Genomic DNA, 13,794 nt, shown 5'->3' with positions numbered 1-13,794 from the left:
TTCCTTGATGCAATAGCGATTACTTCAATTCCTTAAAAAGAATTTAGCAAATTTTGTTCTACTTCATCTATATTTTCTTTTAAAAAAATATAAGCCAGCATAGTACAGGATGGAAATATTTTATCCCGAGGTTAATATTGTCTTAAATTACCAAGTTATTGGCAATTTTTTAAGGGATAATTTACGGTAAGCATATTTTCTAACCAGGAATTGTAAAAATATCATAATTCCAGAATTCTAGCATGAATATGAAAAAAAACGAATTTAATCTACTTCAAAAATGCTTTTTTCTAATATTTATCTGTTGTACACTCATTGTCTTTGCAGAGGAAAAAGCAAGTTTTGATGTACAAAAAACAGTAACAGGAAAGGTTGTTGGTGATGATGGGGTACCGTTACCAGGAGTGAATGTTTTGGTAAAAGGAACGCAAATTGGAGCCTCTACAGACTTTGATGGTAGCTATACTATCCAAATACCTAATAATTCTAGTGTATTAGTATTTTCTTATATTGGATTTGTAAGTCAAGAAGTTCTGGTCGGGACAAGAAGTACTATAGATATTACTTTGCAAATAGAAGCAACCTCACTTGAACAAATAGTAGTAATTGGATATGGGCAACGTAGGAAATCAGAATTGATAGGAGCGGTATCAACTGTTCAAGCAGAAACTATACAAGAACAATCAGTAGCAACTTTTGAACAGGCTTTGGTAGGACAAGTATCGGGAGTCCAGTTTAGAGATAATGGTGCTCCCGATGGTGGACCGGAACTTACTATTAGAGGTGTATCAACTTTCGGTAACAATAATCCGCTATATGTAGTAGATGGCTTTCCATTAGGCACCAATGCAGGAGACCAACGGGATAACTATATCTTAAATTCTCTCAACCCGGCAGATATAGAATCTATAAGTGTTTTAAAGGATGCTGCTTCTAAGGCAATTTATGGATCTAGAGCATCTAATGGTGTCATTATCATCACGACTAAGAAAGGGAGAAAAAATGCCAAACCTGTAGTGAACTTTGGAACGTTCTTGGGTATACAATCTGTTCCCGAATTCGAAGCGCCTGATGTTTTAAATGCACAAGAATTGTATCAATACCAATTGGAATTTTATGAAGATCAGGAGGCTGCAGGAGTTCCCTTAGGAGGTTTGCAAACCCAACAACGAGAGTTTTTACTTGGTCTTGAAGATATTGGGCCCGATAATGATTGGTGGGACCTTATTACCAGAGATGCGATAGTAAGAAATTACAATGTTGGAGTTTCCGGAGGTGGGCAGAGTAATAGATATAGTTTATCGATTGCTCATCAAGATCGAGAGGGAACGTTAATTAATACAAATTTTAAACGATACTCGCTGAATTTTAATTTTGATACGGAAATTAAGGAAAACTTAAAACTTGGGTTGAATTTTGCCCCTACTCGTTCTGTCGCAACAGGAACAGGAACTAATTCTGATGCCGGAAATTTCAAAATATTTAGCGCTCCTGCTTTAGCCGCATGGACAGATCCAACAGCTCCTCTTTTCGATGATCAAGGCGTGCTAACAGGAGTGACACAAGGAAATTTGATTTTTAGATCCAGAAATGCTAATCCTGTAACTTCATTAATCGAACGTGAAGCAGAAAGAAGGTCAGATCTATTAAGATTAGGAAGTTTTCTTGAATGGGAATTCCTACCTAATCTAAAAGCAAAAACTTTTTGGTCTATGCAGTGGATTGATAGACGAAACGCAGGTTTTACACCTTCAAGACTCCCTGGAGGGAACCTTTTTGCTAATATTAATGGATCACAACAAGCCAGTGCCAGTGTTCGTGAAGAGAATGCGCTCAACTACATCTGGGAGAATACATTGAGTTATTCAGTGTTGTTAGGAAAAAACGATCAACACAAATTGGATGCCCTGATTGGGTATACCATGGAAAAAAGAGAAACTACGGTTACCACTGCGGATTCAAGTAATTTAGTAGATGAAGAAATTAGAGTGCCAAGTGCTTCTAATTCTGTAGAGCCTACTGATTTTACAGGAGGAGTGAGTTATCAAGCTAACGCCTTGATTACTTATTTATCCCGACTCAATTATGAATATGATAATAGATATTTTCTTACGGGACTTATTCGAAGAGATGGGTCTTCAAAATTTGGTTTAGACAATAGGTATGGTAACTTTTGGGCAGTAGGTGGAGCATGGAGAATTTCTGCCGAAAACTTCTGGGAACCAGTTAGACCTATTGTTTCCGAATTCAAGATAGAAGGAGGTTATGGGATCAGTGGTAATAATAGTAATATTGGTAATTACGAATACCAAGGAAATGTATCACTACAAAGAAATGATTTTCCGACAAATTACCTATACGGTAATGTAAATGCAGTTGGGGCCGCAGTTCGTGGACTTCCTAATTTTGATGTGAAATGGGAAGAGACTGAAGAAACTAACCTGGGTGTAGATTTAGGCTTTTTCAATAATCGATTTTTTATAGGGGCAGATTATTATGATATCCGATCGGTAGGTTTTTTGTTTCCTCTTCCTTTACCTAGAACAAGTGGGTTTGGTGAGGTTAGAGCTAATCTAGGTGAAATTCAGAATAAAGGAATTGAGCTAGAAGTATCGGCAACAATTATTGACAAAAAAGATTTCACATGGAATTTTAATTTCAATTATACCGCCAATAGAAATGAGGTAATTGATGTACCGCAAGAACAAGGTTTCTTTTTTCCCCGAAATAGTGTTATAGGTCGTGTTAATATAACTGAAGTAAGAGAGGGCGAGCCTATAGGTAGATATAGAGGATTTAATGTAACTGGATTATTTACGCAAGAAGAAATTGATGATCCTAATGTTCCCAAGTATCCCGGCGCAATAGAAGGGTCATTAAAATTTGAAGATGTACTTACCATTGATACAGATGGAGATGGTATTCCAGATGAAGCCGATGGAGTACTAAACGATCAGGATGTTACAATTATCGGAGACGCTAATCCGGACTTTATATTTGGTTTTTCAACTCAATTAAAATATAAGAATTTTGACCTAAATATTATTGCAGACGGTGCTGTTGGTCAGCAAGTCTTTACTGCAACTAATCAATATTTGGCAAACCAGGATGATGGGCAATTTAATATAGAGCGGGCATATTTGGATAGATTTAGGCCAGGTGATGACCCTAGAACAAAAGTGATACCTGGAACCGGGAGTTTACAAAGTAGACAGTTTTTTAGAAGACCAAATTCGCTTCATGTTAATGATGCCGACTACCTATGGATCAGAAATATTACCTTAGGTTATAGATTATCCGGAGATATATTCGAAAACCTTTTTGAATCTACTCGAATATACATTAATGCACAAAACCCATTTTTGTTTACAGAGTATGAATTTGGTAGTCCTACAGTTAACAGAGCTGCAGATAACGCCGCAGTAAGAAACGTAGATAATGGAGCTTATCCAGTATCAAGAACAATTACCCTAGGTTTAGACGTAACTTTTTAATAAAATTATTGAGATGAAAAATTTAAAAATTTTAATCGGAATCTTATTCATGTTTAGCTTAATTGGTTGTGAAGATTTTTTAGAAGAAGACCCTGTAGCTTTTAGAGCTCCTACTACTTTTTATTCAAAACCATCAGAAATTGATCAAGCAATAGCTGCCGTTTATAGGATTAATAGAAACCTTCATAATCAATTACAACAAAGATTTGGTGAAAGTAGGTCTGACAATACAAATATAGAAATTACTGGTGATGGAGGAGGGTTTGGAGACGATCAGTTAAATGAGTTTACGATGGATGCAGCGAACGGAAGAATATCAGACTACTGGAACACTAATTATTCTGGAATTTCTCGTGCGAATTTTTTATTAGCAAGCATAGATGGTGTAGATTATCAAGAAAATGTTATTACTAAAGATGCTAGAAAGGGTGAGGCAGTATTTCTAAGGGCTTTGTTTTATTTCAATTTGGTAAGGATTTATGGCGATGTACCTTATGTTATCGAACCTGGATTGACTCCAGATCAGATACTATCTGAAGAGTTTATAGAAAGGGATCCGGCAGCAGAAATATATGTCGATATACTAAACGAGGCGCAAACGGCCATAGATTTACTACCTGTGACTACAGATGACCCAGGTAGAGCTACCAGAGGTGCAGCTTTAATGTTGAAAGCAAAAATCCACATGGCACAAGAGCAGTATGCAGAAGCCAGGCCTCTTCTTCAAGAAATTACAACATTGGGGTATTCTTTGCTGCCCAATTACTCGGATGTATTTTTTACTAGAAATCATGATGAAGGAATCTTCGAGATACAATACAGTCCTGGTTTGGATCAAGGGGCAGATTTCTTTAGAAACTATGTGCCCTTTGTTAGTGGGCAAGATATTTTAGGAGATGCTACGACACCAAATAGTAGAGGGAATCAATTTCAACCTACTCAAAATCTGATAGATTTATACAATACTCAAGATGAAAGATTTCAGCATAACATTTCAGTGTATAATGATACAATACGAGACACAGACGGGAATATCATCAATATAGATGATTACTACTGGGCAAGTAAATTTGCGTTTCCTTTTGACGAAAATCAACCTAATCAACAAAATATTAATTGGCAAATGTATCGATATGCAGATGCTTTACTAATGCTTGCAGAATGTTATGAAAAAGTAGGTGGAGGAGATCCAATTGCGATTATAGAACAAATACGTACGCGTGCTGGTCTTGCAGATCCTACACTTAGTGCATCAGAATTAGGAGATTTAGAACAAACTATTGCCGATGAACGAAGAAGAGAATTAGCATTTGAAGCTCATCGATATTTTGATTTACTGAGAACAGGTAAATTAGAAGAGGTAATGAGAGCACACGGGGTTGATCAGATAGCTAATGGTTTAACGGTTACCCCAGATGCATATCAAAATATACGCACGGTAATAGGAATTCCGTTTAATCAAGTCCTTGCATTTGGTTTTGAACAAACTCCCGGATGGGAATAAAATATAGAGATATAGTTTGATTTTAGTTTGATTGTTTTTTTAGTTCTAATGTAGATTATATATAATCTGTAGCGTTTGAGTTAGTCAAATACTTACCCCAAGTAACTACAAGCACATTGATTACAGGTAAATTTAGTTACATTGAATTAATCCTTCTGGATGCCTTATAGATAAGCATCCAGAAGGATATTATTATGAATCACAAAGAACATTTAGATGATTTACACCTTAAAACATATGTACCTCTTCAACTTTTTTAAGAATAAAAAAGAGATAACATTAATATTATTGACTTTGCTTTTTTTTCATTGCAAGGATATTCGAAATAATATTGAGGCAAACGGCGAGGAAAAACAAGAACGCCCCAACATCATTTTTTTACTTACAGATGATCAACGATGGGATGCTTTGAGTTATGTAGGTAATAAAAGTTTACAAACCCCAAACATTGATGCATTAGCAACAAAAGGAATCTATTTTAATAATGCCTATGTAACCACTTCAATTTGTGCCGTCAGCAGAGCGAGTATATTATCTGGGCAATATGCGCGAAGACACCAAATATGGGGGTTTAGTAAAAACTTCACCGAAGAGCAATTAAATAACACATATCCTTTACTTTTGAAAAAATCCGGATATACCATCGGTTTTATTGGAAAATATGGTGTTGGCAACCAATTACCAGAGGATAAATTTGATTATTGGAAAGGTTTTAGTGGACAGGGAACCTTTGATCAGAAGGATGATCAAGGAAATCCCATTCATCTTACTGAAAAAATAGGGGGACAGGCTCTGGAGTTCCTTAACTCCCAAAGAGAAGCATCCAAACCTTTTTGCTTATCCATTAGTTTTAAAGCTCCGCATGTAGAGGGTGATCCGGGATACTTTTTACCTAATAAAGCTTATGATAGTTTGTATACCGATACCAAAATTAAGGTGCCAGAAACTTCAAAACCGACATTTTTTGATCATTTTCCAGAAAGGTTTACCAAAAATAATGTTGCCAGAAATCGATGGGAAAGTCGTTTTGCAACACCCGAAATGCAACAAGCATCGATTAAAAAATATTATCAACTAATCTTTGGTGTTGATAAAGTAGTAGGCGAAATTGTAGAAAATCTTAAAAAAACTGGACAGGATAAAAATACCGTGATCCTGTTTACCAGTGATAATGGTTTTTATCTTGGAGAATATGGGTTCGCCGGCAAATGGTATGGGAGCGACCCTTCTATTAGAGTACCTATGATTATTTATGACCCAAGAAAACAATCAGAAGGTAAAAGGGTTGATAAAAAAGTACTTAATATAGACATTGCACCTACCATTTTATCGATAGCAAATGTTAAAATCCCAGAAACCATTCAGGGAAAGGATCTTACTAAAATAATGCAAAACCAAGAAGTGCAATGGCGAGATAGCTTCTTTTATGAACATCTCTGGAAGTCTTCAGATAGATATTATATACCAAGTACCGAAGGTGTTGTTTGGAAAGATAAAAAATATATGAAATATTTTATGAATGAAGATACTGATGAAGTCATTTTTGAAGAATTATATGACTTTTCTATTGACTCTAAAGAAACTAAAAACCTTGCAAGCGGTAAGGGTCAAGAAGATTTGAAACAAATAATGAAGCAACGGTATGAACTTGCTAAAAAAGAAGCCCAGTAGAAACAAATACTGATAGCAGTGAAAAACAATAATTTTCAAAAAATCATTTGTATTCCTTTTCTATGTTTTTGTGTAGTGTTAGATGTGTTTTCACAAGAAATACGTCATTGGCAAAACCCATCAGTAGTTCAGGTCAATAAATTACCTGCTAGAGCAACCTCAATATCATACCCCAATAAACAACTTGCCATTGAAGCAAATCGTGATCAATCACCCAGAAAAAAATTATTGAATGGATATTGGAAGTTTCAATGGGTTCAGAATCCTTCCGAAGTTCCAACCAGATTTTATTCGATTTCCTTCCCAGATTCTAAATGGGATACAATTCCTGTTCCTTCAAATTGGGAATTAGAAGGGTATGGCAAACCTTGGCATCGACTTACCCATCAAATATGGCAAAAGAAAGGAATAAAACAGCCTAATATTCCAAAAGATTATAATCCAACAGGATTATATAGAAAGATTATAGATATTCCAAGAAACTGGAAAGATATGCAAATCACGTTACATGTTGGTGCAGCATCTTCGTGTTTATCGGTCTGGGTCAATGGAAAATATGTCGGTTATAGTGAGGATAATAGGTTACCTGCTGAATTTGACATTACTACATTCTTAAAACCTAAAAACAATGTTATTGCATTTCAGGTTTCTCAATGGAGTGATGGTAGCTATATTGAAGATCAGGATCATTGGCGAATGAGTGGTATCACCCGTGAGGTATATCTGGAAGCTGCTCCAAAAGTGCAAGTATATGATTTTGCCGTTAGAACAGATTTGGATAAAGAGTATAAAAATGCTCTTTTACAAATCAGACCCAAAATTAAATTATGTGATAAAATAGATACCAAAGACTACAAACTAGAAGCTGAACTATTTGATCAAGAAGGAAAACAAATTTTAGTAAAACCTCTAGAGATTTCGGTTGACCGAATCTTAGACGAATATCATCCCGAAATAGGAAACCGTCCTTTTGAAAATTTAATGCAGACTACGATAATCAATCCAAAAAAATGGTCTGCTGAATATCCTAATCTTTATACTCTGGTACTTTCTTTGAAAAATAACAAAGGTAAACTTGTCGAAGCCCGAAGTACTAAAATCGGCTTTAGAGAAATAGATATTAGTGATGGACAATTTAAAGTAAATGGAATACCGGTTTTGTTATACGGGGTAAACCGTCATGATTGGGATGCCAATACTGGAAAAGCGGTTACCAAAGAGGCAATGCGTCGTGATGCAGAATTAATGAAACAGTTAAACGTAAATGCATCTCGATCATCTCATTACCCCAACCCGCCGTATTGGTACCAGCTCTGTGATGAATATGGGATCTATGTAATGGATGAAGCCAATATCGAAAGCCATGGTCATGGATCCCTTTTTAGCAATTTACCAGAGTGGCATACTGCATTTTTAGAACGCGGAATTAGAATGGTAGAACGTAATAAGAATTATCCAAGTATTATAAGTTGGTCTCTGGGAAATGAATCGGGGTTTGGACCTAATCATGCAGCTTTATCTTCCTGGATCAAAGAATTTGATCCTACCAGGCCTATTCATGCAGAGGGAGCTCAAAATATTTATGGGTATAACTGGCCCAAACCAGAGCCCAAAGATCGTGCATACACCGATATTATTAGCCGGATGTATCGATTAACAGATGATATGATTGATTTGGCGACCAAACCTGATGATAACAGACCAGTGATTTGGTGCGAATACGCGCATTCGCAAGGAAATTCAACCGGTGATTTAGAAAGTTATTGGAAAGCTATTAGAAAATATCCAAGGTTTGTGGGCGCTTTCGTTTGGGATTGGAGAGATCAGTTGATTACTAAGAAAAGTAGAGATGAGAAAATTCTTTGGAAACACGGCAAGGATTTTGGACAGGAACAGGCAGATCTAAATCCAGTACAAAAAGGATTGATTTCTGCTGATGGAAGGGTTAAATCCGGAGGCTGGCAGGCTAAATACGTTTGGCAGCGTATAAAAATAGAGGCTGATAGTATTCGTAAAGGGAAATTTAAAATACACAATCGTCATTTTCGTACCAATCTTAATGAATACAATATGGCTTGGGAAATTACTGAAGATGGAAAGGTAATCCATAAAGGAACTGCTGAATCTCCTAATGTGCTACCGCAACAAGGAGGATCTTTTCAGATACCTCTGCCTGAAATCGATCCAAAGCCAGGATCAAGGTACCATGTAAAAATCGCCCTTGTGTTAAAGGAAAATAGGCCTTGGGCCAAAAAAGGTTTTGAAATAGGAGCAGAACAATTTTTGCTACACTACATTCCAAAAAAGAACGAATTAATAGATGAATCTGCTCCTATACTAAAAGAAACGGATTCTGAAATCAAACTAGTGGCCAAAAACGTTGAGGTAGCTTTTAATAAAAAGAATGGAACACTTGTTAAATATGCTTCGAAAGGAGAGAATTTTATTAGCACACCTCCAAAACCTAATTTTTGGCGTGCACCTACAGACAACGATTTGGCGTCAGGAATTATGAAGCGTCAAATAATTTGGAAAAAAGCCCCAGAGAACCAGAAATTAATAAGCATTTCTTCTCAAAAAACTGAAAATACAGTGAGAATAAAAATACAACATATAGTTGGTGAAACAGAATCATTAGTTACTCAACAGTATACGGTCTTTGCAGATGGTTCAATACAATTGGATTATCAATTCGATCCAGAAGCAGATTTGCCGGATATTCCTCGGTTAGGATGGCAGCTTCAAATACCAGCTCATTATGATCAATTACAATGGTTTGGTAGGGGGCCACTAGAAAGCTATGCAGATAAGAAGACAGGAGCCTTCTTCGGAAGATATTATGAATCTGTAAAAAAAGATTTTACGTATTATGTTCGTCCTCAAGAGAGCAGTAATAAAACAGATGTGTATTGGGTAGCTGTAACAAATTCTGAAGGCAAGGGACTTAAAATAGAAAGCATTCATACGCCTTTAAGTTTTAGTGCCTGGCCGTTTACCCAAAGTCAAATCGAACAAGCCAATCGTGTTGAAGAACTTGAATCTGGAAAAACCATTACCCTAAATATAGATTATAAACAAATGGGCGTAGGGGGGGATAACACCTGGAATATTAACGCAAGACCTCATAAACCCTTCAGAATTATGGCCAAGGAATATCAATATTCTTTTCGAATACAAATTATCGAGTAAGACTTTGTATCAGGACACAACAAGATAGTTTTTCTTTTTGTGTGTTATATTTTGTGGAGAAATGAATTAAATTTATGAGTAAATGAAGCGGTATGTAATACTAATATTTATACTTATTTTCTCTTGCAAAGAAGAAAGTACTTCTCTTTCTGAAGTTCCACTCACTCCAATAGGTAGTGATTGGAAAGCCAATTGGATAACTACAAAAGACCCTCTTCCCGAAAAAAATGCCTGGCTGGCTTTTAGAAAATCATTTCAGTTTAAAAAAGATACAGCTTCAACAACTTTACGATTAGCCGTTGACTCAAAGTATTGGTTATGGATCAATGGAGAACTAGTAGTTTTTGAAGGTGGATTAAAACGCGGACCTACTCCTACTGATACCTATTATGATGAGGTTGATATAAATGATGCTTTAAAAGATGGAGAAAATACCATATCGATTTTGGTTTGGTATTTCGGGAAAGAAGGAATGACACACAAATCTAGCGGAAAAGCAGGGTTAATTGCCGAATTATATCAAAATGATCGGTTATTAGTTCAAACTGATACTACTTGGAAGGCAATACCGTTTCTGGCATATATTTCCGAAAGTGAGAAACCACAACCTAATTGGCGATTGCCTGAATCCAATATTGTTTTTGATGCTAGAAAAGATATACCCGATTGGGTAAAACGAGATTTTGAAGATCAAAACTGGCCGAACGCAAAAGTTATTTGTCAAGGTACATGTGCCCCTTGGAACAAATTGGTGAAAAGGCCTATTCCTTTTTGGAAGGATTTTGGCTTAAAAAGCTATGAAAACATAATAAGCTTTCCTTTGGTTAGTAAAGGTGATACCATAAAATGTAAACTTCCATACAACGCCCAAGTTACTCCCTATTTAAAGGTAAAGGCCAAAGCCGGTAAAAAAATTACTATGCTCACAGATAATTACAAAGGCGGTTCTGAGTATAATATGCGAGCAGAATACATTACAAAAGATGGTGAACAGCAGTATGAATCATTAGGTTGGATTAATGGGCATCAGATGTATTACATCATACCAGAAGGAATAGAAATTTTAGATCTGAAATATCGTGAAACCGGCTATGAAACAAAATTCACCGGAACTATTGAGGTTAACGATGATTTTTATAATGAGCTATGTAAAAAAGCAGTTCGCACATTGTATGTGACTATGCGTGATAATTATATGGACACCCCTGGCCGTGAGCGTGCCCAATGGTGGGGTGATGTTGTGTTAGAAAGTGGAGAAGCTTTTTATGCTTTAGATAGAAATGCCGATGCTTTAACCAAAAAAGGTATGTTCGAATTAGTAAACTGGCAACGCAAGGACAGTACCATTTTTTCACCAATACCAGCAGGTAATTGGAATCAGGAACTACCAGGACAGATGCTATCTAGTGTGGGATATTATGGATTTTGGAATTACTATTTACATACCGGAGACCTTGAAACCCTTAAAAAAGTATATGATCCTGTCAAAAAATATCTTTCGTTATGGAAAATTAAAGAAAATGGCACTGTAACAGTACGAAAGGGAGGTTGGACTTGGGGGGATTGGGGAACCAATCGTGATGTGCCTATCTTAATAAACACACAGTATTATTTAGCGCTAAAAGGCTATAAAAATATGTCTGAAGCTTTAGGGCAAGTACAAGAAGTGGATTCGATTACAAAATTAATGAAAGATTTTAAAGACGCTTTTAATAATGTCTTCTGGAAAAGAGATCATTACCGTTCGCAAGATTATAAAGGCAAAACCGACGATCGTTCACAAGGTTTGGCGGTAGTAGCCGGTTTAGCAGACCCAGATAAATATGGAGCAATCTATGAGGTATTGCAAACCGAAAAACACGCCAGCCCCTATATGGAAAAATATGTGTTAGAAGCATTATTTCAAATGGGTTATCCCGAATATGCTTTGGAACGTATGAAAGAGCGCTTTTCGAAAATGGTGCTGGATACTACATACACCACTTTGTGGGAAGGTTGGGGCATAGGTACTGAAGGATTCGGAGGCGGAACTACAAATCACGCTTGGAGTGGTGGTGGATTGACTTTACTATATCAATATGCAGCAGGGATTTCTCCTACTTCGCCAGGATATAAAACCTTTCAAATAAAACCACAGCCTGGATTTTTAAAACACATAAGAGCCATTGTACCCAGTATTAAGGGCAATATCAAAGTAGAACTGAAGAATGATAAAGAATATCGTTTAGGTATAGAAGTGCCAAAAGAATCAAAAGCAATAGTCTACATTCCTTCAAGATATCAAGATATTATAGTAAACGGTGAGAAAGTAATTCATACCAAGGACCAAGATTATAAAGTTTTCGAAGTCTCACCGGGGTTTTACGAAATAATAGCGCACTAATTTAATTTTCAGAAGAGATATTGTTGTTTACATAGCAACTGTTATTGATAATAGGAAAGGAATTTTAAAAAAGTATAAGGCAAATTTAATATTAAGTTTTCATGATTAAGATTGGACTATTCGGAATAGGTTTAGATACGTATTGGGATCAATTTGATGGACTAAAGAACCGTCTTATAGGTTATCAGAACAAAATTGCAGATAAGTTAAGAGAACTCGATGTTGAAGTTGTCAATACCGGAATGGTCGATAACCCTTTCAAGGCTAATAAAATTGCAACTAAGTTTAATAAAGAAACTATAGATTGTATTATTCTTTTCATATCTACATATGCACTTTCTCACAATGTCCTGCCCGTTGTTCAAAAAACAAAAGTACCATTAATTGTTCTTAACCTTCAGCCCGTAAAAGCTATAGATTATGATGCATTTAATGCTATAGGAGATAGAGGTAAAATGACAGGAGAATGGCTTGCTCATTGTCAAAGTTGCGTAGCACCGGAGCTTGCAAGTGTTTTTAATCGATCTAATATTAAGTTTCATTTGATTTCAGGGTATCTGGATGAAGAATATGTTTGGAAGGAGATAAGAGAATGTATACAAGCCATAGAAGTTGTAAAGACGATGAACAACAATCGGGTAGGTATTTTAGGACATTATTATAATGGAATGTTGGATGTATATAGTGATCTTACCCAACACACCGCTACTTTTGGAAATCATTTTGAGATCATCGAATTCGGAACGCTTAAAAACATAAGAGATAATGTGCCTGAAAAAGAAATTCTGAATAAAATAAAAGAGTTTAAAGGACTATTTGAAGTTTCTCTAGAATGTGATAAGAAAGAATTGCAAAGAGCTGCTCAGACATCTGTAGCACTAGATACATTGATTGAAAAATTCAAATTGGGATCGTTGGCATATTATTATGAAGGAGATGGAGATTCTACTTATGAAAACATAGCAACCTCATTAATTCCTGGATTTACGCTGCTTACCGGAAAAAATATCCCGGTGGCAGGAGAATGTGAGATAAAAAATGTTCAGGCAATGAAGATTATGGACACATTGGGAAGTGGGGGTTCGTTTTCAGAGTTTTATGCAATGGATTTTGAAGATGATATCATCTTATTGGGCCATGATGGACCTGCACATTTTAAAATAGCTGAAGGAAAAGTTGGATTAGTTCCATTACCTGTATATCATGGAAAACCCGGGAAAGGATTATCCATTCAGATGAAAGTGGCTAGTGGGTCTGTAACGTTGCTGTCTGTCTGCCAAAACAGTTTAGGAGAGATTTATTTACTCACGGCTGAAGGTGAATCTGTAGACGGCCCAACACTACAAATCGGAAATACAAACTCTCGCTATAAGTTTTCTGTATCGATAAGGGATTTCATAAATCAATGGTCTATGGCTGGCCCATCGCATCACTGTGCTATTGGTATTGGGCATACATCATCCACAATTCAAAAAATTGCTGACTTTTTGGAGATCAAACATATCAAAATATGTTAGAGGTAAATGAATAGTAGCATGAGTAAAAACTTCATA

Annotated in this window: 6 protein-coding genes; all 6 read left to right on the top strand. The window is 36.1% G+C overall.

The features are described from left to right. Nucleotides 1-248: 248 nt before the first annotated feature. Nucleotides 249-3,494: a SusC/RagA family TonB-linked outer membrane protein gene (locus tag U6A24_RS04630; RefSeq protein WP_324178769.1), complete on the top strand. Its 3,246-nt coding sequence runs from the start codon at nucleotides 249-251 to the stop codon at nucleotides 3,492-3,494. Between the two features lie 13 nt (nucleotides 3,495-3,507). Further along, nucleotides 3,508-4,998 (top strand): RagB/SusD family nutrient uptake outer membrane protein, encoded by a 1,491-nt coding sequence (locus tag U6A24_RS04625; protein ID WP_324178768.1) that lies wholly within the window; start codon nucleotides 3,508-3,510, stop codon nucleotides 4,996-4,998. 294 nt (nucleotides 4,999-5,292) lie between these two features. Then, the gene (locus U6A24_RS04620; protein WP_324178767.1) at nucleotides 5,293-6,669 is read left to right on the top strand and encodes a sulfatase family protein; all 1,377 of its coding nucleotides are present in this window, start codon (nucleotides 5,293-5,295) and stop codon (nucleotides 6,667-6,669) included. Between the two features lie 18 nt (nucleotides 6,670-6,687). Beyond that, nucleotides 6,688-9,858, top strand: coding sequence for a glycoside hydrolase family 2 TIM barrel-domain containing protein (locus U6A24_RS04615; RefSeq protein ID WP_324178766.1), 3,171 nt, complete (start codon nucleotides 6,688-6,690; stop codon nucleotides 9,856-9,858). Nucleotides 9,859-9,940: 82 nt separating this feature from the next. Continuing rightward, nucleotides 9,941-12,241 carry an alpha-L-rhamnosidase-related protein gene (locus tag U6A24_RS04610; RefSeq protein ID WP_324178765.1) on the top strand — a complete coding sequence of 767 codons (2,301 nt, stop codon included), beginning with the start codon at nucleotides 9,941-9,943 and terminating at the stop codon, nucleotides 12,239-12,241. A gap of 101 nt (nucleotides 12,242-12,342) precedes the next feature. Next, complete coding sequence (locus U6A24_RS04605) at nucleotides 12,343-13,758, top strand: L-fucose/L-arabinose isomerase family protein (RefSeq protein WP_324178764.1); 1,416 nt, start codon at nucleotides 12,343-12,345, stop codon at nucleotides 13,756-13,758. Nucleotides 13,759-13,794: the final 36 nt, after the last annotated feature.

This window comes from Aquimarina gracilis (assembly GCF_035285365.1).
GTDB lineage: Bacteria > Bacteroidota > Bacteroidia > Flavobacteriales > Flavobacteriaceae > Aquimarina > Aquimarina gracilis.
The sequence above is the reverse complement of the archived record's forward strand: the minus strand, read 5'-3'. Positions and strand labels throughout refer to the sequence as shown.

What these genes read in the sequence shown, in the direction of transcription:
- U6A24_RS04630 (WP_324178769.1), top strand. Translation starts at nt 249, where the DNA reads ATGAAAAAAAACGAATTTAATCTACTTCAAAAATGCTTTTTTCTAATA.
- U6A24_RS04605 (WP_324178764.1), top strand. Translation starts at nt 12,343, where the DNA reads ATGATTAAGATTGGACTATTCGGAATAGGTTTAGATACGTATTGGGAT.
- U6A24_RS04610 (WP_324178765.1), top strand. Translation starts at nt 9,941, where the DNA reads ATGAAGCGGTATGTAATACTAATATTTATACTTATTTTCTCTTGCAAA.
- U6A24_RS04625 (WP_324178768.1), top strand. Translation starts at nt 3,508, where the DNA reads ATGAAAAATTTAAAAATTTTAATCGGAATCTTATTCATGTTTAGCTTA.